We start from the raw sequence: 25426 nt of genomic DNA, 5'->3' as shown, positions 1-25426 counted from the left end.
GGAAATAACACCTTTCGCGCAGCTTGCAAGAGAATTTCTACTGCGCGGCTCAAATCATCCTTAACTTTTGGATGGAGCGCAGGTGCTTCGCTGCTTCGAAGGCGTCGTGTGTGCTCAGCCGCGCGCGGTGAACGGCTCGATGCGGTGCGCGAAGCGAACGAACTGCGCCATCACCACCAGGCCGACCAGCACGAAGCAGACGTCGAGGACGCGCTGGCCGGTGGAGCCGAGCTCGAACAAGGTGGCGAGCGCCCAGGAGCCGGCGAAGGCCGCGCCGAACACTTCGGCGCCGATCAGGATCGCCGCCGAGATGACGGTGATGACGTTGAGCCAGACGATGCGGCGACCTTGAGCCATAAGTCTCTCCTTCAAGCGGCCGCAATCTCTCCGAAACCGGTGGCCGGATCAAGGCCCGAGGCAGCTCTGAGGCCGGATTGATCTGGCGCATGGCGGGCCTGAGGCGGTCCCGGCACGCTCATCAGCATGTCGAATATGACGTTTATTGGCCGTTTGCGGCCGCTTTTGATCGCATGGCCCGCCGCCGGGCTCGCCGCGGGGGCGGCGGCGCACCTTGCCGGTCACGAGACGCTCGCTGCGACATTATGGACTGCCGCGAGCGTCCCGGTGCTCGTGGTGCTCGCCATCGAGATCGCGGTCAGCCTGCGGCGCGGCGACTTCGGGCTCGATATCGTCGCCGCGCTGTCGATGTCGGCGGCGCTCGCCGCCGGCGAAAGCCTCGCCGCCGCCATCGTGGCGCTGATGTACGCCAGCGGTCAGATCCTCGAGAGCTTCGCCGCGCGGCGCGCCCGCCAGGAGATGTCGGCGCTGCTGTCTCGCGTGCCGCGCACCGCCATGCGCCACCACGAAGGCCGGCTTGAGGAAGTCGCGCTCGACCAGCTCGAGCCCGGTGACCGTGTGCTCATTCGCCGCGGCGATGTCGTGCCGGTCGACGGCGCGATCAGTGACAGCGTCGCCGTGCTCGACCAGTCGGCGCTGACCGGCGAATCGCTGCCGGTGCGGCTCAAGTCCGGCGACACCGCGCTGAGCGGCTCGACCAACGCCGGCGACGCCTTCGACCTCGTCGCGACGCGGCGCGCCGCCGATTCCACCTATGCCGGCATCGTCCGACTGGTGGCCTCGGCGCAGGCCTCGCGGCCGCCGATGGCGCGGATGGCGGACCGCTACGCGCTGGTGTTTCTTGCCGCAACGCTGGTGCTGGCGGGTCTTGCCGGCTGGCTGACCGGCGATCCGGTCCGCGTCGTCGCCGTTCTCGTGGTGGCGACGCCGTGTCCGCTGATCCTGGCTGTTCCGGTGGCGCTGATGTCCGGACTGTCGCGCGCCGCCCGCGCCGGCATCCTGATCAAGAGCGGCAAAGCGCTGGAGGTCCTCGCCCAGGTCCGGGCGCTGGTCATCGACAAGACCGGGACCCTGACCGACGGCGAGGCCCGCATCGTCGACATGCGGGTATCGGCCGGGATCGAGCCGGCTGAAATGTTGCGCATCGCCGCCTCGCTCGACCAGGCGTCCAAGCACATCATCGCCGAGACCCTGGTCGCGGCGGCGCGGGAGCAGGGGCTGGTGCTGTCCGTTCCGGCCTACGTCGAGGAAACCCCTGGCGAGGGCATCAGTGGGCATGTCGATGGCCGCACCGTGTCGGTTGGCGGTTTCCGCTACGTCGCCGGCAGGGTGGGTGAGGAACAACTAAATGACCTGAGCCGCGCCCGCGAACCCGGCGCCGCCGCCGTTGCGGTGGCAATCGACGGTAAGGCCGCCGGAGTCATCATTTTCGCCGACGTGTTGCGGCCCGGCACCGAGAAGCTGCTGCGTGACCTGCGCGCCGCCGGCATCGAACGGCTGGTGCTGGCGACCGGCGACCGCGCCGACGTCGCCCGTTTGATCAGCCACGGGCTTGGCCTCGATCTGGTGCGCGCCGAGATGACGCCCGACCAGAAGGTTCTCGCCGTGCTGTCGGAGCGCAAGCACGGTCCGGTGATGATGGTCGGCGACGGCGTCAACGATGCCCCGGCGCTCGCCGCCGCCGACGTCGGCGTGGCGATGGGTGCGCGCGGCGCGGCCGCCAGTTCCGAGGCTGCCGACGTCGTGCTCCTGGTCGATCAGCTCGACCGCATCCTCCCCGCGATCGCCATCGCCCGGCGCTCGCGCCGCATCGCCGTACAAAGCGTGGTTGCCGGCATGGGCCTCTCGATCCTGGCGATGCTCGCTGCCGCCGGGGGCTATCTGCTGCCGGTCGAGGGTGCCCTGCTGCAGGAGGCGATCGATGTCGCCGTCATCTTCAATGCGCTCAGGGCGTTGCGGGGCTGAGTTCCGCGACGCCATGGCGCGATATCGTTCGCCTGGAACAGGAACGGCCTCGCGCGTTGCGCATTGACTCCACAACCGGATGCTCCGGCTTTCATAAACATGCCGACACGGAGGTCCCCAATGGGATTGTTCAGCAGCGACATCAAGACCATGGACGATCTGTTCGTCCACACCCTCAAAGACATTTACTACGCCGAGAACCAGATTCTGAAAGCGCTGCCCGACATGATCGAAAAGGCCAGCGATACGGGTCTCAAGCAGGGACTGACTAGCCACCTTGCCGAGACCAAGAACCACGTCGCCCGTCTCGATCAGGCTTTCAAGCTCATGGGCATGAAACCTGAAGGCGTCGATTGTCCGGCTATTGACGGTATTCTCGACGAGGCCAACGAGATCGCCGGCGAGGTCGATGACAAGCGCGTCCTCGATGCTGCACTGATCGCTGCCGGTCAGGCTGTCGAGCACTACGAAATGACCCGCTATGGCACGCTGATCGCCTGGGCCAAGCAGCTCGGCCGCGCCGACGTTGCCAGCCTGCTCGAGCAGACGTTGAAGGAAGAAAAGGCTGCGGACGCCAAGCTCACGAGTCTTGCCGAGCGCGGCATCAACGCCAAGGCCGCGTGATACCGCCTCTCGAAGGCNCTGCGGCCCGAAAAGGCCCTGACCTTCGGTCAGGGTCTTTTTGTATGGGCGCTTTGCGTAACCGGCACGGTGGCCTTAGATGAGGGGCTTCACGCCCCCCGCGTCCGGAACGAGTGCCTCATGACCGCTGCCGAAAATCCGCTGCTCGCCGATTGGACCCAGGCCTTCGGCCTGCCGGCTTTCGCCGACCTCAAGCCCGAACACTTCCGCACGGCCTTCGACGCCGCACTCGAGCGCCACCGCGCCGAAATCGATGCCATCGCGGCCGACAAGGCGGCACCGACCTTCGCCAACACCATCGAGGCGCTGGAGAAAAGCGGCCGCGATCTCGACAAGGTCGCCAACGTGTTCTTCGTCAAGGCCGGCGCCGACACCGGCGACGAGATCGAGGCGATCGAGCGCGATGTCTCGCCGCTGCTCGCCCGCCACTCCAACGCGCTCTATCTCAACCGCCAGCTCTACGCCCGCATCGCCGATCTCTATGCCAGGCGCGACAAGCTCGGCCTGAACGCCGAACAGGCGCGACTGCTCGAACGCTATCACCTGCGCTTCGTCCGCGCCGGCGGCGCGCTCGACAAGGCGCGGCAGGACCGGCTTGCCGCCATCAACGAGCGGCTCGCCTCGCTCGGCACCCAGTTCGGCCAGAATGTGCTCGCCGATGAAAAGTCCTGGGCGCTGATCCTGGAGGAAGGCGATCTTGCCGGCCTGCCGGACTACGCCCGCGATGCGGCGCGCGCCGCCGCGGCGGATCGCGGCCATCCCGGCAAATATGCCATCACGCTCGCGCGCTCGTCCTGCGAAGGCTTTCTGCAGTTCTCCGCGCGCCGCGATCTGCGCGAGAAGGTGTTCGCCGCCTGGATCAAGCGCGGCGAGAACGGCGGCGCCACCGACAACCGCGCCATCATCGCCGAGATGGTAAAGCTCCGCGACGAGCGTGCTCGCCTGCTCGGCTTCTCATCGTTCGCCGATTACCGGCTCGACGACACCATGGCCAAGACGCCTGACGAAGCGCGCAAGCTGCTCAACGAGGTGTGGGGTCGCGCCCGCGCCAAGGCCGGCCGCGAGCGCGACGCGCTGCAGGCGATGATCACGGACGAGGGCGGCAACTTCAAACTGGCACCGTGGGACTGGCGCTATTACGCCGAGAAACTGCGCAAGGCGCGCTACGACCTCGACGAGTCCGAGATCAAGCCGTACTTCCAGCTCGACAAGATCATCGAAGCCTCGTTCGACACCGCGCACCGATTGTTCGGCCTGAACTTCAAGCCGGTCAGCGTGCCCCTCTATCACCCCGACGCCCGCGCCTGGGACGTGACCGATGCGGGCGGCAACCATGTCGGCCTGTTCATCGGCGACTACTTCGCCCGCGCCTCGAAGCATTCCGGCGCCTGGATGACGTCGCTGCGCGATCAGCAGCGTCTCACAGGCGATACCCGGCCGGTCGTTCTCAACGTCTGCAATTTCTCCAAGCCTGCGCCGGGCGAGCCGGCACTGTTGTCGTTCGACGACGCCCGCACCTTGTTCCATGAATTCGGCCACGGCCTGCACGGCCTGTTGTCGAACGTCACGTATCCGATGCTATCGGGCACGGGGGTGGCGCGCGATTTCGTCGAGCTGCCGTCGCAGCTTTACGAGCATTGGCTGGAAGTGCCGGCGATCCTCGAGAAATACGCGCGTCACGCCAAGACCGGGGCGCCGATGCCGAAGGCGCTGCTCGACAAGGTGCTGGCGACGCGCACCTTCAATCAGGGCTTCGCCACCATCGAATACACCTCCTGCGCGCTGGTCGATCTCGACATTCACGCCAAAGGCGCAGCGGACAATCTCGATGTCACCCGATTCGAGAACGACCGGCTCAAGGCGATCGACATGCTGGCCGAGATCGTGATGCGGCACCGCCTGCCGCACTTCCAGCATCTGTTCTCCGGCGACGGCTACGCCGCGGGCTACTACTCCTACATGTGGTCCGAGGTGCTCGATGCCGACGCCTTCGAGGCCTTCGAGGAAACCGGCGATGCCTTCGATCCGGCGATGGCGCAGCGGCTGCATGACTTCATCTACAGCGCCGGCAACCTGCGCGACCCCGCCGAAGCCTACAAGGCCTTCCGCGGCAAGCTGCCTTCGGTTGATGCGCTCCTGAAGAAACGTGGACTGGCGGACGCGGCATGAACCTCCACACCGCCGGTCACCGCCGCGGCGTTGTCGCCGCGCCGCATCAAGCCGCTGTCGAGGATGGCCGCGCCATTCTTGAAGAGGGCGGCAACGCCATCGAGGCGATGCTCGCCATGGCCGCCTCGATCGCCGCCGTCTATCCGCACATGAACCACATCGGCGGCGACGGCTTCTGGCTGATCCGCGAGCCGTCGGGGAAAGTGCGCGCCATCATGGGCGCGGGCCGCGCCGGCGCCAAAGCCACCATCCGCTTCTACCGCGATGCTGGCCACCACGACATTCCGGCGCGCGGGCCGCTCGCCGCGCTCACCGTGCCCGGCGCGGTTGCCGGCTGGCAACGCGCGTTCGATGCGGCGCGCGCCTATCGCGGCAAGCTGCCGCTCGATCTGCTGCTCTCGGCCGCGATCAAGCACGCGCGCGAGGGTTACAAGGTGACGCGCAGCCAGGCGCAGCTTACCCGCGACAAGCTGGCCGAGTTGGAGAAGGCGCCGGGTTTCCGCGATGTCTTCCTGATCGACGGCAAGGTGCCGGACGAAGGCGCGGTCCTCAAGCAACCCGCTTTCGCCGCGACGCTCGATCAACTCGCCAATGCCGGGCTCGCCGATTTCTATCGCNGAGATTGCCGCCGATCTGGAGCGTATCGGCTCGCCGGTCACGCGAGCCGATATCGAGAAATACGAGGCCCTCGTCACCCAGCCGCTCAGCGTCAAGATCGGCGCCGGCACCCTCTACAACGCGCCGCCGCCGACCCAGGGTTTGGCCTCGCTCATCATCCTCGCTTTGTTCGACCGCCTGCGCGTCACCGACGGCGAAAGCTTTGAGCATATCCACGGCCTCATCGAAGCGACCAAGCGCGCCTTCCTGGTGCGCGACCGCGTCGTCACCGATCCCGATCGTATCGAGGGTCCGCTGGCGCGCTTCCTCGACGCGCCGTTCCTCGATGGCGAAGCGACGAAGATCGATCCGAAAAAGGCGGCGCCCTGGCCCGATCCGTCGGCGCGCGGCGATACGATCTGGATGGGCGCGGCAGATGCTTCCGGCCTCGTCGTCTCCTACATTCAGTCGATCTACTGGGAGTTCGGCTCCGGTTGCGTGCTGCCCAAGACCGGCGTGCTGATGCAGAACCGCGGGTCGAGTTTCTCGCTCGACGACAAGGCGCTCAACGCGCTGGAGCCGGGCCGCCGCCCGTTCCACACGCTCAATCCGGCGCTCGCGGTGCTCAAGGATGGCCGCGTCATGGCTTACGGCACCATGGGCGGCGAGGGTCAGCCGCAGACGCAGAGCGCGATCTTCACGCGCCACATTACATACAAACAGAAGCTCGAGACCGCGCTCGACGCGCCGCGCTGGTTGCTCGGCCGCACCTGGGGCTCGTCGCACATGAACCTCCGGCTTGAAAAGCGTTTCGATGAAAGGCTCATCGATCGCCTGATGTCAGCCGGCCATGATGTCGAGGTGCTCGGCGCCGATTACTCCGACACCATGGGCCACGCCGGTGCGGTCGTGCTGCATCCGGACGGCAGCAGCGAAGGCGGTCATGACCCGCGCGCCGACGGTGGTGCGGCGGGGGTGTGAACCTCGCGGGTGCTCACCCGGGACGACAACGAAACACTATCACGTTCTAGTATTCGCCCGGTCACCTGTTAGGTGAACCTCATGCACGGCGGACATTCGCATTCCCACGATCACGACCATGGCCATGCGCACGGTCTCGGCGGCCATGCGCACACGCCGACGAATTTCGGCCGCACCTTCGCGCTCGCCACCGGCCTCAATGTCGCGCTGGTCGTCGCGCAATTCGTCTTTGGCATATGGGCCAATTCGCTGGCGCTGATCGCCGACGCCGGTCACAACCTCAGCGACGTCATGGGGCTGATCCTGGCTTGGGGCGCCTTTGCGATGGCCTCGTGGCGGCCGTCGAGCGGCTTCACGTACCAGATGCGCGCCGCCTCGATTCTGGCCGCGCTCGCCAATGCGCTGCTGCTGGTCGCTGCCGTTGCCATCATTGCCTGGGAGGCGATTGCCCGCTTCGCCGAGCCGGAGCCAGTGGCCGGTGGCACGGTGATGCTGCTGGCGGCGCTCGGCGTTGCCGTCAATGGCGCTTCGGCCTGGCTGCTCAGCCGCGGCAGCAAATCCGATCTCAACATGCACGGCGCGTTCCTGCACATGGTGGCGGATGCTGCGGTGTCGGTCGCGGTCATCCTCGCCGGCCTCGGCATCTGGCTGACCGGCTGGCAATGGCTCGACCCGGCGGTCAGCCTGCTGATCTCGGTGGTGATCCTTGTCGGTACCTGGCGGCTGCTCCGCGACTCGCTGCGGCTGGCGCTCAACGCCGCGCCGCGCGAAATCGATCTGGCCGCCGTGCGTGAATACCTCGAAAGCCTGCCCGAGGTCGGGGGCCTGCACGACCTGCATATCTGGGCCATGAGCACCACCGAAACGGCCCTGACCTGTCACATCGTCACACCCGCCGGGCATCCGGGCGACGCCTTCCTGCACCAGGTCGCTCATGAACTCGAACATCGCTTCAAGATCGGACACACCACGGTGCAGATCGAGCTGGAAAAGCGCGACGCGTGTCCGACCGCCTGCCAGGCGGCGCAGTAACCTTTAGGCGGCGCCGCCCCGTTTCCGCCGCAGACTGTGCTAATGGTGCACAGCTCCGAACGGTTCGGTGGACATGACCCTGGCTCGACTTTATCTCGCGATTTCGGCTGTGGCGGCGGCGCTTTCGTTCTCGGCGCCGGCCGTGGCGCATCCCCATGTCTGGGTGACCATGACCACCGAAGTGGTCTATGCGCCGGACGGCACCGTCACCGGCATCCGCCACGCATGGGCCTTTGACGACATGTTCTCGGCCTTCGCCACGCAGGGCTATGAGAGCAAGGTGAAGGGCCAGTTCACCCGCGAAGAGCTCGAGCCGCTCGCCAAGGTCAATGTCGAGTCGCTGAAGGAATATGACTACTTCACTTACGTCACCGCCGACGGCAAGAAGGTGAAGCTCAAGGATCCGGCGCCCGGCTATTACCTCGACTGGAAGGATGCGGTGCTGACGCTGCACTTCACGCTGCCGGTCGAACAACCGATCAAGGCGCAGGAATTGCGCGTCGATGTGTACGATCCGTCGATCTTCGTCGATTTCGAATTCGCCAAGAAGGATCCGGTCCGTCTCGTCGGCGCGCCCGCGCATTGCAAGATGGATGTGGTGTTGCCGCGTGAGATGACGTTCGCCGAAGGCAAGGCGCTGAGCATGATCCCGGCCGATCAGCCCAATGTCTCGATGGCCATCGGCGCCGAGTTCGCCAACAAGATACTCGTCCACTGTCCTTGACCTTCCACCATCGCGGGGCGGCGATCCGGGGATATCATCGATGCCAAGTTTGCCGCCGCGCTTCCGTGTCTCGCAGCCGCTTCTGTTTATCGCCGCCGTCGCGCTGATTGCTGCCACCGTCGATGCGGCTTCGGCCGCGCCGTTCGGCATGTCGGCCGGCGGACCGCCGGCGCCGGTCGGTGGCTTGGCCGGCTGGATCCTGATGCAGCAGGCGACGTTCTATCGCATGCTGTCCGGCGCCATCCGGGCCGCCAAGGCCGACGGAACCGCGGCTATCGGCCTGATGGGAATTTCATTCGCCTATGGCGTGTTTCATGCCGCGGGCCCCGGCCACGGCAAGGCGGTGATCTCGTCTTACCTCGTCGCCAACAACGAAACCTGGAAGCGCGGCATTGCGCTGTCCTTCGTCTCGGCGGTGCTGCAGTCCTTCACGGCGATCGCCATTGTCGCCATTGCCGCGGTGCTCTTGGGGGCCACCTCGAAGGTCATGGGCGACACCGTGCGCGTCGTCGAAACCGTGAGCTACGCGCTGATCGTCGTCATCGGCCTGCGGCTCACCTGGGTGAAGGGCAAGGCGTTCCTGAAACTCTTGATGCCGCAGCCACAGCCGGCGCTCGCCCACGCACATGCCGGCGGCCACGATGATGGCCATGCGCATTCTCATTCTCATCACGCTCATGATCATGCGCACGATCACGATCACGCGCACGGTCACGTGCACACGGCAGCCTGCGCGCATGGCCATCATCACGACCACGATCACGACGATGAAGGCCATGCCTGGGGTCACGCCCATGCGCCAGAACCGAGCGAACTGACCGGCAAGCACTGGCTGCGCCGCGGTCTAGCTGCGGTTTTCGCCGTCGGCCTGCGGCCGTGTTCGGGCGCGATCATCGTGCTGGTGTTCGCACTGGCGCAGGGACTGTTCTGGGTCGGCGTCGCCTCGACTTTCGTCATGGGACTTGGAACCGCGATCACGGTGTCGATCATCGCTACGCTGGCGGTTATCGCCCGCGGCTTCGCCGGCCGCATTGCGGCGTCGAAATCCGGCGGCGGCATGCTGCTGCTGCGCGGCTTCGAGGCCGCGGCCGCCGTGCTCATCGTCGCCTTCGGCGTGCTCCTGCTCACCGGCTACATGGTCAGCGAACGCATGATCGGAGTTTGAGGTTTTCGCTACTATCGCCGGCGTTTGAGGCTACCATCGTCAAACAAGAATGGCGCGGCTTGCAACGCGCCAGTAGCTAGGTGGCGAAGGAGCGTCTCATGCCGGTCGATTTCCTCAAGAGTCTTGGCGTCGAACATCCCGTCGTGCTCGGCCCGATGGCCGGCGGGGCGGGCTCACCGGCGCTGGTCGCCGCGGTGTCGAACGCCGGCGCGCTCGGCTCCTTCGGTGCGGCCTATCTCGCGCCGCAGCAGATCCTCGACACCGCGCGGGAACTCCGGTCGCTGACGTCCATGCCCATCGCGCTCAATCTGTTCGCCGGCGGCTACGAGCCCGACCGCGTCGTCGAGCCGGGCCCGATGCTGGCTGTGGTGAGCAAGGCGCATGAGCGGCTCGGCCTCGCCCCTCCGAAGCTGCCGCCCAATCCGGTCTCGCCCTTGGACGAGCAGATCGAGGCCGTGATCGAAGCGAAGCCCGCATTATTCTCGTTCACTTTCGGCGTGCCGAGCGCTGAGCAAATCGCGCGCGTGCAGAAGGCCGGCATTCCGGTGTGCGGCACGGCGACAACGGTAGAGGAGGCGAAGGTGCTCGCAGCCGCCGGCGTCAATGCCATCGCCGCGCAGGGCGAAGAAGCCGGCGCGCATCGCGGCACCTTCTTGCGCAGCGCCGAAGAGTCGATGGTGCCGACCTATGAGCTGGTGCGCGGCGTCGTCGCCGCTACCGGACTGCCGGTGTTTGCGTCAGGCGGGTTGATGGACGGCGCCGATATCACGCGTGCGTTCGAAGCCGGCGCTCAGGCCGCGCAACTCGGCACTGCTTTTCTGCTCTGCCCGGAGAGCGGCGTCCCCGAGCCGTATCGTGAGGCGCTGCGCGCGCGCAAGGATACGACCGTCATCACCCGCGTGTTTTCCGGTCGTGCGGCGCGCGGCTTGCGCAATCGCTTCATCGATGACTGCGAAGGCGTGCCGGTGTTGCCGTTCCGCCAGCAGAACGATCTCACCCGCGCGATGCGCACCGAGTCGGGCAAGAAAGGTCTGGCGGATTACATCTCGCTGTGGGCCGGGCGCGGCGTGACGCGCATCCGCGAAATGCCGGCGCCTGATCTGGTCCGCGCCCTAGTGGTGGAAATCGGCGGGCGTTAGTTCGATCGGCTTGCCGTGCGGCGTGCGATCGCAGGCGTGATCCCAGGCGTCGCGATACTGGTCAATCGTCTCGCGCGAGGCGACGCCTTTTTCCGCGACCAGCCGTTCCAAAGTCGCCAGCCAGTGCAGGTAGTAAGTCTCGCCGGTGTCGGGATCGCCGGCCGCCTGTGCGCGCTTGATCTCGTCGCTCAAGGTGGCCGCCCATTCGTTCCACGTGAACACGCCGCGCTCGTGCAGCGCCAGAGCGATGGCAAAGGCCTGCGCCTGCCATGGCTCCTTGAAGACGGGGCCGTCATTGTCCTGCGGCACGCCCGGCACGGCCCGGGCGGCGTTCAGGGCCGCGGCGTTGTCCATCAGAGTTTCTCCAGATACGGCTCGAAGGCGTCGATCGACACCTTCAGCGCCGGGTCGGCGTCATCGCCCCACAATTCGCGGGCGTCGAACACCACCGTGTAGAGCCACTGCGGATGATCGCCCTTGCCGTGCGCGTTGGTGTCGGGGAAGACGTGGCAGCCATTGATGCGTTCGACGACGCCGCTGTGGCCGCGCACGTAGCGCGGCAGCCGCGTATGCGTCACCGGGTTGATGTTCTTTGCGCGCACCTTGTCGCCCGGCTTGAACGCCGCCGGGCCCTGCGGTTCGCGAGCGAAGCTGCCGCGCGTCGCGCAGCGCATGACGTCGTTGGGCGTAAACGGGCCGCGCATCAGCGGCGGGCTCGTGTGCAGCGCGTGGCCGGCCTCGACCTCGTCGGCGCCGACCATCTTGCGTTCGACCAATTGGTTCTCGATGGCGAGAAACCACTTCTGGTAATACGAGCTCGCCAGATAGACCTCCGGCGGCAGCGACTCGCGAGCAAAGCGTTGCGAGTCGATGTTAACGCCGCCATTGGCGCCTATCGCCCGCACCATCGCCATGACGCGGCCTTCCCAGCGCTCGTGAAACGTCGGTTCGTTGGCCTCCGGCTCGACTTTACCGAAGCCGTCCATGCCGCCCATGTCATGAACGCCGTTCATGACTTCATATCCGTGGGGTTCTTCGGCAAGCCGGTGCCGATCATGGAATCGCGGGTGACGAGTTCGGCGAGCTTGTCCTCACTCCAGCCGTCGGTGCCGGCGGGACGCATCGGCAGCACCAGAAAGCGCGTCTCCGCCGTCGAGTCCCAGACGCGGATCTCGGTGCCCTTCGCTAGCGCGACGCCGAAGTCGGCGAGCACACCCCGCGGATCCTTGACGGCGCGCGAGCGATAAGGCGCCGCCTTGTACCAGACCGGCGGCAGGCCGAGCATTTCCCATGGGTAACAGGAGCACAAGGTGCAGACGACCATGTTGTGGCGCTGCGGTGTGTTCTCGACCGCGATCAGGTGATCGCCGGTGCGCGCGAAGTGGCCGAGCGCGTTGATGGCTTTGGTCGCATCGGCGAGCAGCGCCTGCTTGAACGCCGGATCGGTCCAAGCCTTGGCGACGACGGCGGCGCCGTTGCGCGGGCCGATCTTGGTCTCGTACATCTCGACGATGGCGTCGAGAGCCTTTGGATCGACGTAACCCTTCTCGGTCAGGATCGTTTCCAGCGCGCGGACGCGCAACTGCGTTTCCGACAGCTCGGAGTGATCGTGATCATGGGCGTGGTGGTGATCGTGGTCGTGATCGTGGTCATGGGCCATGGCGGCAGTCTAACGCGCCGCTACGGCGCGCGAAAGCGCCCATGACTTGATTGGCGCGCTGCCGGACGGCGAACCGGCTTCCACTTCGCCTGGAAAAGCTTCAGTCCCACACACCGTCATGCAGTTCCGCCGCTTCGTCCTCGAGCAGCGGGCCGACGACTTCGGTCGGGCGCCGGCCGGCGGCGAACACCGTGCGGCAGGGCAGCGACAGCGTCGGGTTCTCCGGGTGATCGCCCGTGATCTCCTTCAGTTTGGCTTCCGACAGGCCGTAGACGACGCGGCCGATACCGGCCCAGTAGATTGCGCCGGCGCACATCGCGCAGGGCTCGGCCGAGGAATAAAGGGTGCACTCGGCCAGTTCCTCCGGCTCGAACGCCTTGCAGGCTGCGGTCGCGAGCAGCCGCTCGGCGTGGCCGGTCATGTCGCCGTCCGGCAGGTAGCCGTTTTCCGCTTCCAGCAACACTTCGCCGTCCGGTCCTGCCAGCACGGCGCCGAAGGGGTGATTGCCGCGCTCCAGCGCGCGGTCGGCAACGTCGAAGGCGCGCCGCAGCAGATTTTCGTCAGAGGTGGGCATACTCAACACATTTCCATGCCGGGGTCGTTTAGCGCGAAGCCGGCTGCTATGTCATCATGCCATCATGAACCGCATCGCCGACGCAATCGATAGTTTGACGGGCCGTATCGGCCGCGCCGTGGCGTGGCTCGTGCTCGCCATCGTTCTGCTGCAATTCGTTCTCGTGGTGGCGCGTTACCTGATCGGCTTCGGCTCGATCTGGCTGAGCGAGTCCGTCATCTACGGCCATGCCACGTTGTTCCTGATGGCCGCGGCCTGGACGCTGAGCGCCGGCGGCCATGTCCGGGTCGATATCTTCTACGCCGAAGCATCGCCGCGAACGCGCGCCTGGATCGATCTCATCGGCAGCCTGCTGCTGCTGCTGCCGTTTGCGCTGCTGCTGTTTTACCTGTCGCTGCCTTTCGCCGCGAATTCCTGGGCGGTGCTGGAACGCTCGCAGGAGACCAGCGGCCTGCCGCTGGTGTTCGTGTTGAAGACGCTGGTGCCGGTTTTCGCGATGCTCATGGCGCTGCAGGGCATCGCGCAGGCGATCCGCAGCCTCGCGGTGCTTCGCCAAAAGCGGCGGCGAGAGGGTCAGCATGTCGGCTGCTGAAATTCTTTCCATCCTGCTCGTCGTCGCCGCCATCGCCGCGCTGATGGTCGGCTATCCCGTGGCACTGACGCTGGCCGGCATCTCGCTCGCCTTCGCGTTTCTCGGCGACGCGCTCGGCCTGATGAACTTCGCCATTCTCGGTGCGCTGCCGCAGCGCATCTACGGCGTCATGACCAATGACGTGCTGATGGCGCTGCCGATGTTCGTGTTCATGGGTGTGATGCTCGAGCAATCGCGCATCGCCGAGGACCTGCTCGAACGCGTCGGCCGGCTGTTCGGCCGGCTGCGCGGCGGCCTCGGCTTTGCCGTGGTGCTGGTCGGCGCGTTGCTCGCGGCGTCGACCGGCATTGTCGGCGCGACCGCGGTCACCATGGGCCTCATCATGCTGCCGGCGATGCTGCGCCACGGCTACGATCCGCGGCTCGCTGCCGGTACGGTGGCGGCGTCAGCCACCTTGGCGCAGATCGTGCCGCCTTCCACGGTGCTGGTAGTCCTCGGCGATCAACTCAACATCGCCTATCAGGCCGCCCAACTGGCACAAGGCACGTTCGCGCCAAATGTCGTCTCCGTCGGCGACCTGTTCGCCGGTGCGCTGGGGCCCGGGCTGCTGCTCGTCGTCCTCTATCTCGCTTACATCGCGCTCATAGCCTGGCTGAAGCCGCAAAGCGCGCCGGCCGTGACGGCGACCGCCACGCCGATCGGCAGCCTGATTGAGGCGCTGCTGGCGCCGGTTGTGCTGATCGTTGCCGTGCTCGGCTCGATCTTGTTCGGCATCGCCACGCCAACTGAAGCCGCGTCGGTCGGCGCGGTCGGCGCCATCCTGCTGGCTTGGCGACGCACGCCGATCCGCGCACTGCTGCGTCCGGTGGCGGAGAAGACGACGCAGATCACGGCGATGATCTTCCTGATCCTGATCGGCGCCACACTGTTCAGTCTGGTATTCCGTGCGCTCGGCGGCGACGACATGGTGTCGCGCGCCCTGATGCATCTGCCCGGCGGCACCGGTGGCGCGGTGCTGGTCGTGATGCTGGTGATCTTTCTGCTCGGCTTCGTGATGGACGCCTTCGAGATCGTCTTTGTCGTGGTGCCGATCGTCGCGCCGGCGCTGCTGAAGCTGCCCGGCATCGATCCGGTCTGGCTCGGCATCATGATGGCGGTCAACCTGCAGACATCCTACCTGCACCCCCCGCTCGGACCCACCTTGTTCTATCTGCGCGGCGTGGCGCCGCCGGAGATCACGACGCGGCACATCTATGTCGGCGTCATTCCGTTCGTGCTGATTCAGCTTTTCGCGCTCCTCGTGTTGTGGTTCTGGCCGGGGCTTGCCACCGCGCTGCCGCACGCGTTTTATGGGCGGTAGGGAAAAGACAAGGCGCCCGAGAGGAAACATCCATGAAAGCCGCCGACATGTTCAACCTGGCCCGCCGGGTCGCGCTGGTGACCGGCGCCTCGTCGGGCCTCGGCCGGCAGTTCGCTCGCGCGCTGGCCGACAACGGCGCCGCGGTGGCGCTGGTGGCGCGCCGCCTTGACCGGCTTGAGGCCTTCAAGGCGGAGTTGGAGAAGTCAGGCGCCAAGGTCGCCGCCATCGAAGCCGATGTCACCGACCGCGATGCGATGATTGCGGCATTCGACGCTGCGGAAAAAGCACTCGGTACCGTGACCATCCTCGTCAACAATGCCGGCATCGCCCATGGCGGCCGGGCGGTCGAACTGACGCCGGAGGACTGGCGCCGCATGATGTCGACTAATCTCGATGCCGTGTTTTACTGGGCGCAGGAAGCGGCGCGGCGCATGCTCGCCGCCGGCAAGCAAGGTTCGATCGTCAACATCGCCTCGGTGCTGGGGCTGATGGTAGCGAAGGGCGGAGCATCCTATGCCACGGCCAAGGCGGGCGTGGTGCAACTCACCAAGGCGCTGGCCGTCGAGCTTTCGTTCAAGGGTATCCGCGTCAATGCCATCGCGCCCGGCTGGTTCGTCACCGAAATGAACGACGACTATCTCAATGGCGACAAAGGCGCCGCCATCAAGCGCGAGATTCCGATGGGCCGCTTCGGTAATCCGGGTGATCTCGACGGCGCGTTGTTGTTGCTGGCATCCGATGCCGGTGCCTACATCACCGGCGCGACCATCGTCGCCGACGGCGGGCAGGTCATCCAGATCAAGGGCTGAATCATGGACTTCAATCTCTCTCCCGAACACGAAGAGTTGCGTCTCAAGGTCCGCGCCTTCATCGACAAGGATGTGCTGCCGCTGGAGAAGGATCCGGCGAACTTTGCCGACTATGAGAACATTCCGCATGAGCGGCTGGAGCCGGTGCGGGAGAAGGCTCGCGCGCTCGGCCTGTGGGCGCCGCAAAGCCCGAAGGAATACGGCGGCATGGAATTGCCGATGGTCGCCTGGGCCGCGATCTACGAGGAAGCGGCGCGCTCGATCTTCGGTCCGCTCGCCATCAACTGCATGGCGCCGGACGACGGCAACATGAACATGCTGCGCCTCGTCGGCACCAAGGAGCAGAAGGACAAGTGGCTGGCGCCGATCGTCGCCGGCAAGGTGCGCTCGTCATTCGCCATGACCGAGCCGGCGCCTGGCGGCGGTTCCGATCCCACCATGATCAGAACGCGGGCCGAGAAGAAGGGCAACAAATACGTAGTCCACGGCCGCAAGTGGTTCATCACCGGCGCCGACGGCGCATCGCATTTCATCCTGATGGCGCGCACATCGGATGATGCGCGCAAGGGGCTCACCGCCTTCATGTTCCACAAGGACCAGCCGGGCTGGCGCATCGTGCGCCGCATCGAGATCATGGGCCCGGAAGAACATGGCGGCCATTGCGAGCTGGAGTTCGACGGTCTCGAAATTCCCGAAGAAAACATCCTGCTCGGCGAAGGCGAAGGCCTGCGCCTGATGCAGGTACGGCTCGGGCCGGCGCGGCTGACGCACTGCATGCGCTGGACCGGTTTCGCCAAGCGCTGCGTCGAGATCGCGCAGGATTACGTCGCGAACCGCGAGGGCTTTGGCATCAAGCTCGCCGACCGCGAGAGCGTGCAGATCAAGCTGGGTGAAGTCGCCCAGCAGATCCAGATCGCGCGCCTGCTCACCATGCACGCCGCCTGGATGCTGGATCAGGGCGGCCGCGCCCGCAAGGAAGTGTCGATGGCCAAGGTGCACGTCGCCAACGCGCTGCATCAAGCCGCCGACGTCGCGATCCAGTTGCAGGGCGCGCGCGGCTTTTCGAAAGACACCATCGTCGAGTGGATCTATCGCTACGCGCGTTCGGCCAAGCTCGTCGATGGCGCGTCGGAAGTGCACATGATGGTGCTCGCCAAATTCATGCGTCAGGAAGGCCAGGATTTCTGGCAATGGGGTCCGGGTGAGGGCCGGCGCAACGCGCGCTAGGCGGCCACAAACAGCGGCGGGACCCGGGTTATCCCGGCGCCGCGCGCGCCGGGCCGCGATATCGGCTAGAATATAAACACTGCCGAATCATGGGGGCCCAGAATGGCGGCCATTCCGCCCGTGCAGCCCGGCCTGTCCTATGCGCCCGCCGGCACGCGTCCGGAGCCGGCTGCCGTCGTCGGACATGGCGGCGGACACGGCGTGGCGGGGGCGGTGGTCCAGACTGCGGACGCTGTCGATGCAGCGATCGTCGATCCGCTGATGGCGGCGCTGACCGAGGCGCTCGCCACCGCGGCGACCCGGCAGAACGGACTGGCGCCGCTGCTCGCCGATCTCGAGGCTCTGCTAGCCAGGCCGGACCTGCCGCAATCGGTGCGCGATGCCGCGCAAGCGCTCATGAACCTGCGGCTGCCGGCCAGTGGACTGAACGGGGCGACGCTGCAGCAGGCGGTGGCGCGCTCCGGGATGTTCCTCGAGGCCATGCTGGCGAGTGGCAAATTGCCGGCCGACGTCGCGGCGAGCGACAATATCAAGTCCGCATTGCAGGCGCTGCGCGGTGCTTTGCAAAGTTATCTCGGCATCGAAACTGCGCCGGCCGATTTGCACGTGGCGCCGCCGCTGCCGCCGTTCCGAGGTTCGCTGCCGGTAGCGCAGCCGCCGGTACCGGCTTCGATCGTCGATACGAGCCTGCGTCAGGCGGCGACCACGGTGCTGTCGCAGACAGATGCGGCGATCGCCCGCCATGTGATGTTGCAGATTGCATCGTTGCCGGCGTCGCAGCAGCCGTCGCATCCCCCGGACGATCACACGCAGCGGCTGGTGTTCGATATCCCGCTGGTCACGCCGCAGGGCACGGCCGTCATGCAGTTGCAGATCGAACGCGAGATGCCGCGCGAGCGCGGTCAGCCGCAGGAACCGGTGTGGAGCGTCCGCTTCGCCGTCGATATCGAGCCGCTCGGCGCAGTGCGGGCGCGAGTGTCGCAGATCGGCGACAAGACCAGCGTCACCATGGTGGCCGACAAGCCGGCCAGCGCCGTCGCGTTGCAGGAACACATCGCGCTTCTGCAAATCGGCCTGACCCGGGCTCATCTCCAGCCCGGCGATCTGCATTGCCTGAGCCACGAAGCGCCGAAGGCCGTGGCGCCGCAGGGCCAGTTCGTGAACCGCGCGTCATGACCGAAGATAACCCGCACAAACCGCCGCTTGCCGTCGCGCTCGAATACGACAAGGTCGCCGCGCCGCGCGTCATCGCGATCGGGCAGGGCGAATTGGCTCATCGCTTGACCGAGATCGCGCGGCATCACGGCGTGCCGCTCGTGGAAAATCCGCAGCTCGCGGCCGCGCTGGCGAAGCTGCCGCTCGATCAGGAAATCCCGGAAAAGCTGTATCGCGCCGTCGCCGAGGTGCTGTCTTATATCCTGCACACCGCCGGCAAGCTCGGCGCGACCAAGGGCGGAAATGGCTAACGGCGTCTCAACCATGACGGCGGATTCGCTTCGTTGCTCTTTACGCTGCCGCAACGCTTGGCGCGTTAGTTAGAATTTGGGCTCGTCTCCAGAATTGGCGGAACTCATGCACGCGTCTCGGCCTGTCTCGCTCGCAACGCGCGGGCTGCGCAAGGATTTCGAGCGGCCGGCGGTCGATGGCCTCGACCTCACCATTTACGGCGGCGAGTTCTACTGCCTGCTCGGCCCCAACGGCGCCGGCAAGACCACGACCTTGCGCATGGTGGTCGGGCTGCTGCGCCCCGACGGCGGCACCATCACGATCGACGGCATTGATGCGCTGGCGCGGCCGGAAGACGCCAAGCAGATCACCGCGTGGCTATCCGACGAGCCGATGATTTACGAGAAACTGACGCCTTACGAATATCTCGAATTCGTCGCCGGACTCTGGCGCATCGGCGCCGCCGCCGCGCAGGCCCGCGCCCGCGATCTCATCGGCTGGCTCGGTCTCGAAGATCAGGCGCACACGCGCTGCGAAGGTTTCTCCAAGGGCATGCGGCAGAAGGTGGCGCTGGCCGGCGCTCTGGTGCACGACCCCAAGCTGATCATCCTCGACGAGCCCTTGACCGGCCTCGACGCCGGCTCGGCGCGGCTCGTCAAGAACGTGCTGCGCGAGCGCGTCGCCCAGGGCGGCACCGTCATCATGACGACGCACATCCTCGAAGTTGCCGAGCGCATGGCCGACCGCATCGGCGTCATCGCCAACGGCCGGCTGATCGCGGAGGGCACGCTCGAGGAATTGCGGGTCAAGACCGGGACGGGCGTCGCCAGTCTGGAGGATACCTTCCTCGCGCTGGTCGCGGACGCGGCGGCGTGACGACGCCCGCGACATTGACCTGGCTTGCCGGCCACGAGTTCAGGCTCGGCTGGCGCGACCTGACGTCGCTGATGACGGCGGGCGGTCGCCGACGGCGGCGCAACGCCATCCTGGCGATTGTCGTCTTCGTCGTCGCCATGCACGCCTTCGCCAATTGGGTTGTGAAGAACTATGCAACCATCGACATCGGCGCCGACCCGCTGATTCTGCTCACGATATCCAGCACGCTGCTGCTGTCATGGGCCCTGCTGCTGTCGCAGGCCATGGAATCGGTGACGCGCATTTTCTACACGCGCTCCGACCTCGATCTCATTCTCACGTCGCCGGTCTCGGCCCGCAAAGTGTTCGCGGTGCGCATGGCGCGGATCGCCGGCGGGGCGGCGATGATGGCGCTGCTGCTGGCCTCGCCCTTCATCAATGTGCTGGTCTGGCACGGCGGCCCTCGTTGGCTCGCGGCCTATGGCGTGGTGGCCGCGATGGCGGCGACGGCGACCGCCGTTGCGCTGGCGTTGACCGTCGGGCTGTTTCGGCTCATCGGCGCGCGCCGTACGCGGCTGATCGCGCAGATCGTCGCCGCGGTGATCGGCGCCGGCTTCGTCATCGGGCTGCAGATTCTGGCGATCTTTTCCGGCGGTACGCTGTCGCGCATGGCGGCGCTGCATTCGCCGTGGCTGCTGGAGCGCGTGCCCGAAGCGGGCAGTTTCATGTGGTTGCCGGCATACGCCATATTGGGCGACAGAATGGCCTTGATCGCTGTTGCGCTCGGCGGCCTGATCATCCTCGCCGGCGCTATCTTGCTGTTCTCGGGGCGCTTTGGCGAACACGCACTGGCCGCCGCAGGAGTTTCGGCCGCCGCCGTACGCCAGCGGCGCGGCTCGCTGCGTTTCCGGCCGCGTTCGCCGGCCAGCGCGTTGCGCCGCAAGGAATGGCTGCTGCTGTGGCGCGATCCCTGGTTGATCTCGCAAACCTTGATGCAGATTCTCTATCTGCTGCCGCCGGCCGTTCTGCTCTATGTCACCTTCCGCCACGGCACCGATGCCTTCGTCGTTCTCATTCCGGTGGTGGTCATGGCGGCCGGGCAGCTGGCCGGTGGTCTTGCCTGGCTGTCGATCTCCGGTGAGGACGCGCCGGACCTGATTGCCGCGGCCCCGGTCACCCCCGCGCGAGTGCTCACGGCCAAGATCGAGGCCGTGCTCGGCGGCGTTGCGCTCGTGTTCGGGCCATTGGCCGCCGTCATGGCGTTCGAATCCGTTTACGCCGCCGTCGTCATGGCGCTCGGCATCGTGGCCGCGAGCGCGGCCGCCACCTTCATCCAGATCTGCTTTCGCGCCCAGGCCCGACGCAGCCAGTTCCGGCGCCGCCACACCTCGTCGCGCATTGCCACCTTCGCCGAGGCCTTCTCCTCGGTGGCCTGGGCGGCGACGGCCGCCGTGGCAGCCGGGCCCAGCGTTTTCGCGCTCATCCCCATGGCGGTCGCGCTGTCGATTCTGCTCGGGATCTGGGTCGTCCGGCCGCGCGCGGCCTAAAGCGGGGCGCTCAGGGCGCAAAGATGCGCCGCGCGGCGCCCGCCGGAAATTTCCTTCTCGTGGTCACCATCAAAACGAAATTGACCCGCAATTTTCGGGGGGTAGGCTTTTCCGGCCGGTTTTGCCTCGCCGATCAAGTGCCTATATGAATACCGGGCGAGGCTGGGATCGTTTCGTGCAGGCAATAAAGTGGCGTGGGCCCTGGGCCCGGCGGGAGGCTATTCAATGACGCTCCGACCGGTCAGCCTCGACGACAAATACGATCTGAACCAGACCCATGTCCTGGTCACCGGCTATCAGGCCATAATCCGCGCCATCCTGATGCAGAAGGAGCGCGATCGCCGCGCCGGTCTCAACACGGCAGGCTATCTGACCGGCTATCGTGGCTCACCGCTCGGCGGCCTCGACCAGCAGTTCATGCGCGCCGGCCGGCAGCTCGCCGCCGCCGACGTCAAGTTCCTGCCCGGCCTCAACGAGGAACTCGCCGCCACCGCACTGTGGGGCACGCAACAGGCCGAATTACGCGGCGAAGGCCGGCACGACGGCGTGTTCGGGCTCTGGTACGGCAAGGGCCCCGGCGTCGACCGCTCCGGCGACGTCTTCCGCCACGCCAATCTTGCCGGCTCGTCGAAGCACGGCGGCGTCCTGGCGCTGATGGGCGATGACCACACCGCCGAATCCTCGACCACCGCCCACCAGTCCGAATTCCATTTCGTGGACGTGATGATCCCGATCCTGAACCCGGCCGGCGTCCAGGAGATCGTCGATTACGCCCAACTCGGCTGGGCGATGTCGCGCTACACCGGTGCCTGGGCCGCGCTCAAGTGCATGCACGAGACCGTCGAATCGACCGGCGTGATCGACGGCAGCCTCGAGCGCCTGCAAATCGTGACGCCGACCGATTTTCCGATGCCGGAAGGCGGGCTCAACATCCGCTTGGCCGACACTATCCTTGGCCAGGAAGCGCGGCTGCACGACTACAAGCGCGACGCCATGCTCGCCTTCGTGCACGCCAACAAGATCAACAAGATGATCACGACCGGCGGTCGCACACCGAAGATCGGCATCATCTCCACCGGCAAGTCCTATCTCGACGTGCGCCAGGCCTTCGATGAGCTCGGCATCGACGAGATCAAGTGCAACGACCTCGGCATCCGCTTGTTCAAGATCGGCTGTCCGTGGCCGATCCCGCGCCAGGAGCTGGTCGAGTTCGCCCGCGGTCTCGACCTCGTCATCGTGGTCGAGGAAAAGCGCTCGCTGATCGAAGTGCAGGTGCGCGAAGAACTCTACGGCATGCCGAGCCAGCCGATCTGCATCGGCAAGAAGGACGAGAGCGGCAATTGGCTGTTCCCGGTCAAGGGCGCGCTCGATTCCAACGATGTCGCGATCTGCATCGGCGAGCGCATTCTCAAGCACGTGGGCGCCAATGACGAGATCGCGGCGCATGTCGCGCGGCTGAAGGGCGCACAGCGCGCGCTCGCCGAGGCGACCGACGTCGCGCTGCGTATTCCGTATTTCTGCTCAGGCTGCCCGCACAACACCTCGACGCGGGTGCCGGAAGGCTCGCGCGCTTATGCCGGCATCGGCTGCCATTACATGGCGCAGTGGATGGACCGCAAGACGCTCGGCTTCACGCAAATGGGCGGCGAGGGTGTCAACTGGATCGGCGAGGCGCCGTTCTCGAAACGCGATCACGTGTTCCAGAACCTCGGCGACGGCACCTACAATCACTCCGGCTACCTGGCCATTCGCGCCGCGATCGCCTCCGGCGTGAACATGACCTACAAGATTCTCTATAATGACGCCGTCGCGATGACCGGTGGCCAGCACCACGAAGGCGGCCTGACCGTGCCGCAAATCGCGGCGCAGGTCGCGGCCGAAGGCGCCAAGCGCGTCGTCGTCGTATCCGACGAGCCGTGGAAATATCCGAAAGACACGCCGTGGCCGAAAGGTCTGACGGTGCATCACCGCGACGAACTCGACCTGCTGCAGAAAGAGCTGGCGGATGTGCCGGGCACCACGGTCCTGATCTACGATCAGACCTGCGCCGCCGAGAAGCGCCGTCGCCGCAAGCGCGGCACCTTCCCCGATCCGGACAAGCGCGTCGTCATCAACGATCTCGTCTGCGAAGGCTGCGGCGATTGCGGCGTGAAGTCAAACTGCGTCACCGTGCAGCCGCTCGCCACCGAATGGGGGCGCAAGCGCACCATCGACCAGTCGAGTTGCAACAAGGACTTCTCCTGTGTGAAGGGCTTCTGCCCGTCCTTCGTCACGGTGCACGGCGCCAAGCCGAAGAAGGCCGATGCAATTCATGAGCCGGCCGACTGGCCGACGCTGCCGTCGCCCTCAGTGCCTCTCATCAATCACCCGTACGGCATCATCGTCACCGGCGTTGGCGGCACCGGCATTGTCACCATCGGCGCCATCCTCGGCATGGCGGCGCATCTGGAAGGCAAGGGCGTCGGCATCATCGACATGGCCGGCCTCGCCCAAAAGGGCGGCGCGGTCTACAGCCACATCCGCATCGCCAATAACCCGGACGATATCCACGCAATCCGCGTCGCCGCGGCCCAGGCCGATCTGGTACTGGGCGGCGACATCGTCGTCGCCGGCAACAAGAAGGTGCTGAGCGCGGCCAAGCCGGGCAACACGCGGATGATCGTCAACACCGCAGAATTCCTGCCCGGTGACTTTACGCGCGACGCCGACTTTTCGCTGCCGACCGAGCGGCTCAAACGCGCAATTACGGCCGCTGCGGGTCAGGATAACAGCCACTTCATCGATGCCTCGCGGCTCGCCACGGCGCTGCTCGGCAATTCGATCGGCGCCAACATGTTCATGCTCGGCTACGCCTATCAGAACGGCGCGCTGCCGCTGTCGCCGGAAGCGGTCGAAAAGGCGATCGAGATGAACGGCGAAGCCGTCAAGATGAACATCCAGGCCTTCCGCTATGGCCGCCGCGCCGCGGTCGATCCGGCCGCACTCGAGAAGCTGGTCGCGCCGCCGGCGGACGAAGCCAATGACTCGCTGAAGTTCTCGCAAAGTTTCGCCGAGACCGTCGATCGCCGTGTCGCCTTCCTGACCGCTTATCAGAGCGCGGGTTATGCCGCGCGCTATCGCGCCGCGGTCGACAAGGTCGCAGCCGCCGAAGCCGCAAAGACAGCCGGGCAAACCGCGCTGTCGGAAGCGGTGGCGCGCTATCTGTTCAAGCTGATGGCTTACAAGGACGAGTACGAAGTCGCACGTCTGTACACCGACACCGGCTTCATCGAGCGCGTAAAGGGTCAGTTCGCGCCGGGCAATCTGCGCTTCGAATTCCATCTCGCGCCGCCGATTCTGGCCAAGCATGATCCTTCGACCGGCGAACCGAAGAAGATGTCGTTCGGCCCTTGGATGCTGAAGGCGTTCGGTGTCCTGGCCAAATTCAAATTCCTGCGCGGTACGCCGCTCGATCCGTTCGGCTATACCGAAGAGCGCAAGACGGAACGCGCGCTGGTGCGCGAATACCTGGCCAAGCTTGACGATCTTGTCGCCGATCTGACGCCGGCCAACTATCCCGCCGCCGTGGCGATCGCATCCATTCCAGAGAAGATCCGCGGGTACGGTCCGGTGAAGGCGCGCAGCCTCAAGGTTGCCAGGGCCGAGGAGAAGGGCCTGTGGGATCAGTTCCGCTCCGGTGCCGCAGCATTCCTCAAGGCAGCGGAATAGTGCGGTGGCAGTCTGCCGCATGCGCTTGGTTGATGCCCTGATCGAGGCCATACTGTGGGCGACGCTGGCCGAGGGCCAGCGGTCTTAAGGACGTCGCTCGTGATTTCAGCCGATCAACTGCGGCGCATCGCGTTCTGGTCGCATGAACTGGCCGAGCCGGAATTCGAGCGCGCTCGGCGCGGCATCGTCGAGAAGTCGTACACCAAGGGCGCCTATGTTTTTCATCGCGGCGATCGTTTCGACGCCTGGACCGGCGTCTCGGAAGGATTGCTGAAGATCGCGGCGATTTCGCTGTCGGGCAAAGCCATCACGTTGGCCGGCATGCGCACTGGCGGCTGGTTCGGCGAAGGCAGCGTCCTCAAGAACGAGCTCCGTCAATACGATCTGGTCGCCCTGCGAGACACCCGTCTGGCACTGATGGAGCGCGCGACCTTCGTCTGGCTGTACGAGAACAGCGTCGGCTTTAATCGCTTTCTGGTGCGCCAACTCAACGAGCGTCTCGGCCAGTTCATCGCCTTTGTCGAATACGACCGTAGTCTCGATGCGACGGCGCGGCTGGCGCGCAGCATCGCGTGGCTGTTCAATCCGGTGCTCTATCACGATCCGGTGCCACATCTGGAAATCTCGCAGGAGGAGGTTGGCCTGCTCTCGGGATTGTCGCGGCAGATGGCGAACAAGAGTTTGCAGACTTTGGAGAAGAAGGGTCTGCTGCGCATCGAGCACGGCGGCATCACCGTTCTGGCTACGGAACGACTTGCGCGTTACGGCGCCTGAACACGTCATGTGAGCTTGCCGGTTCCGCGGCGGTGCACGCCAATGGTGCGACGCGATAGAAAAGGGCAACAGCCCGGCTCACATAGCCAACAAGGCGGGGTCT

23 protein-coding genes and 1 pseudogene are annotated in these 25426 nt (G+C 65.9%); 19 read left to right on the top strand and 5 right to left on the bottom strand.

The genetic code is table 11. The features are described 5' to 3' along the window. Positions 1-114 precede the first annotated feature (114 nt). Positions 115-357 carry a hypothetical protein gene (locus tag ASD45_RS16050; RefSeq protein ID WP_056912399.1) on the bottom strand — a complete coding sequence of 81 codons (243 nt, stop codon included), beginning with the start codon at positions 355-357 and terminating at the stop codon, positions 115-117. 135 nt (positions 358-492) lie between these two features. Here ASD45_RS16050 and ASD45_RS16045 point away from each other — a divergent pair, with 135 nt between their 5' ends. The 9 genes and pseudogenes from ASD45_RS16045 (at position 493) to ASD45_RS16010 (ending at position 10771) form a co-directional block, all read left to right on the top strand. Further along, positions 493-2322 carry a heavy metal translocating P-type ATPase gene (locus tag ASD45_RS16045; protein ID WP_056912825.1) on the top strand — a complete coding sequence of 610 codons (1830 nt, stop codon included), beginning with the start codon at positions 493-495 and terminating at the stop codon, positions 2320-2322. A 120-nt stretch (positions 2323-2442) separates the two neighbouring features. Next, a complete protein-coding gene (locus ASD45_RS16040; RefSeq protein WP_056912398.1) occupies positions 2443-2946 on the top strand; it encodes a ferritin-like domain-containing protein in 504 nt (167 codons plus the stop codon). A gap of 138 nt (positions 2947-3084) precedes the next feature. Beyond that, the gene (locus ASD45_RS16035; protein WP_056912397.1) at positions 3085-5133 is read left to right on the top strand and encodes a M3 family metallopeptidase; all 2049 of its coding nucleotides are present in this window, start codon (positions 3085-3087) and stop codon (positions 5131-5133) included. Beyond that, positions 5130-5750 (top strand): annotated as a pseudogene (locus tag ASD45_RS24065) (gamma-glutamyltransferase); the annotation flags it as partial. The gene ASD45_RS16035 and the pseudogene ASD45_RS24065, both read left to right, overlap by 4 nt. A 1-nt stretch (position 5751) precedes the next feature. Then, positions 5752-6711: gamma-glutamyltransferase (locus ASD45_RS24060; protein ID WP_244485407.1), on the top strand; the 960-nt coding region annotated here is incomplete at its 5' end. An 81-nt stretch (positions 6712-6792) separates the two neighbouring features. Beyond that, entirely contained in the window at positions 6793-7743 is a 951-nt protein-coding gene (locus ASD45_RS16025) for a cation diffusion facilitator family transporter (RefSeq protein ID WP_056912396.1), read from the top strand. A gap of 73 nt (positions 7744-7816) precedes the next feature. Beyond that, positions 7817-8467, top strand: a complete 651-nt coding sequence (locus tag ASD45_RS16020; RefSeq protein ID WP_056912395.1) for a DUF1007 family protein — start codon at positions 7817-7819, stop codon at positions 8465-8467. A gap of 40 nt (positions 8468-8507) precedes the next feature. Next, a complete protein-coding gene (locus tag ASD45_RS16015) occupies positions 8508-9632 on the top strand; it encodes a nickel/cobalt transporter (protein WP_056912394.1) in 1125 nt (374 codons plus the stop codon). Between the two features lie 98 nt (positions 9633-9730). Next, entirely contained in the window at positions 9731-10771 is a 1041-nt protein-coding gene (locus ASD45_RS16010; protein WP_056912824.1) for a nitronate monooxygenase, read from the top strand. Here the strand turns inward: ASD45_RS16010 and ASD45_RS16005 are convergent. The 4 genes from ASD45_RS16005 to ASD45_RS15990 all read right to left on the bottom strand — a co-directional run bounded on the left by ASD45_RS16005 (position 10745) and on the right by ASD45_RS15990 (position 13005). Next, positions 10745-11125 (bottom strand): nitrile hydratase accessory protein, encoded by a 381-nt coding sequence (locus tag ASD45_RS16005; RefSeq protein ID WP_056912393.1) that lies wholly within the window; start codon positions 11123-11125, stop codon positions 10745-10747. The genes ASD45_RS16010 and ASD45_RS16005 overlap by 27 nt on opposite strands. After that, entirely contained in the window at positions 11125-11784 is a 660-nt protein-coding gene (gene nthB, locus ASD45_RS16000) for a nitrile hydratase subunit beta (protein ID WP_056912392.1), read from the bottom strand. Before nthB ends, ASD45_RS16005 begins: the two co-directional genes overlap by 1 nt. Next, positions 11781-12431 (bottom strand): nitrile hydratase subunit alpha, encoded by a 651-nt coding sequence (gene nthA, locus ASD45_RS15995; protein WP_056912391.1) that lies wholly within the window; start codon positions 12429-12431, stop codon positions 11781-11783. The genes nthB and nthA overlap by 4 nt, the downstream gene beginning before the upstream one ends. Positions 12432-12531: 100 nt before the next feature. After that, positions 12532-13005, bottom strand: a complete 474-nt coding sequence (locus tag ASD45_RS15990; RefSeq protein ID WP_056912390.1) for a nucleoside deaminase — start codon at positions 13003-13005, stop codon at positions 12532-12534. Between the two features lie 64 nt (positions 13006-13069). Here ASD45_RS15990 and ASD45_RS15985 point away from each other — a divergent pair, with 64 nt between their 5' ends. From ASD45_RS15985 to ASD45_RS15940, 10 genes are all read left to right on the top strand, one after another. Continuing rightward, positions 13070-13597 (top strand): TRAP transporter small permease subunit, encoded by a 528-nt coding sequence (locus ASD45_RS15985; protein ID WP_056912389.1) that lies wholly within the window; start codon positions 13070-13072, stop codon positions 13595-13597. Then, entirely contained in the window at positions 13584-14957 is a 1374-nt protein-coding gene (locus tag ASD45_RS15980) for a TRAP transporter large permease subunit (protein ID WP_056912388.1), read from the top strand. The genes ASD45_RS15985 and ASD45_RS15980 overlap by 14 nt, the downstream gene beginning before the upstream one ends. 32 nt (positions 14958-14989) lie before the next feature. Then, complete coding sequence (locus tag ASD45_RS15975; RefSeq protein ID WP_056912387.1) at positions 14990-15766, top strand: SDR family NAD(P)-dependent oxidoreductase; 777 nt, start codon at positions 14990-14992, stop codon at positions 15764-15766. Positions 15767-15769: 3 nt separating this feature from the next. Beyond that, on the top strand, positions 15770-16993 hold the full coding sequence (locus ASD45_RS15970; protein WP_056912386.1) for an acyl-CoA dehydrogenase family protein: 1224 nt from the start codon (positions 15770-15772) through the stop codon (positions 16991-16993). A 102-nt stretch (positions 16994-17095) separates the two neighbouring features. Continuing rightward, on the top strand, positions 17096-18169 hold the full coding sequence (locus ASD45_RS15965; protein WP_056912385.1) for a flagellar hook-length control protein FliK: 1074 nt from the start codon (positions 17096-17098) through the stop codon (positions 18167-18169). Then, positions 18166-18459, top strand: a complete 294-nt coding sequence (locus ASD45_RS15960) for an EscU/YscU/HrcU family type III secretion system export apparatus switch protein (protein ID WP_056912384.1) — start codon at positions 18166-18168, stop codon at positions 18457-18459. Before ASD45_RS15965 ends, ASD45_RS15960 begins: the two co-directional genes overlap by 4 nt. 106 nt (positions 18460-18565) lie before the next feature. Beyond that, a complete protein-coding gene (locus ASD45_RS15955; RefSeq protein WP_056912823.1) occupies positions 18566-19315 on the top strand; it encodes an ABC transporter ATP-binding protein in 750 nt (249 codons plus the stop codon). Continuing rightward, positions 19312-20841 carry a hypothetical protein gene (locus ASD45_RS15950; RefSeq protein ID WP_056912383.1) on the top strand — a complete coding sequence of 510 codons (1530 nt, stop codon included), beginning with the start codon at positions 19312-19314 and terminating at the stop codon, positions 20839-20841. Before ASD45_RS15955 ends, ASD45_RS15950 begins: the two co-directional genes overlap by 4 nt. 225 nt (positions 20842-21066) lie before the next feature. Further along, positions 21067-24549 (top strand): indolepyruvate ferredoxin oxidoreductase family protein, encoded by a 3483-nt coding sequence (locus tag ASD45_RS15945; protein WP_056912382.1) that lies wholly within the window; start codon positions 21067-21069, stop codon positions 24547-24549. A 99-nt stretch (positions 24550-24648) separates the two neighbouring features. Beyond that, entirely contained in the window at positions 24649-25323 is a 675-nt protein-coding gene (locus ASD45_RS15940) for a Crp/Fnr family transcriptional regulator (RefSeq protein ID WP_056912381.1), read from the top strand. The last annotated feature ends 103 nt before the right edge of the window (positions 25324-25426 follow it).

The organism is Pseudolabrys sp. Root1462 (genome assembly GCF_001426945.1).
Lineage (GTDB): Bacteria > Pseudomonadota > Alphaproteobacteria > Rhizobiales > Xanthobacteraceae > Pseudolabrys.
The sequence above is the reverse complement of the archived record's forward strand: the minus strand, read 5'-3'. Positions and strand labels throughout refer to the sequence as shown.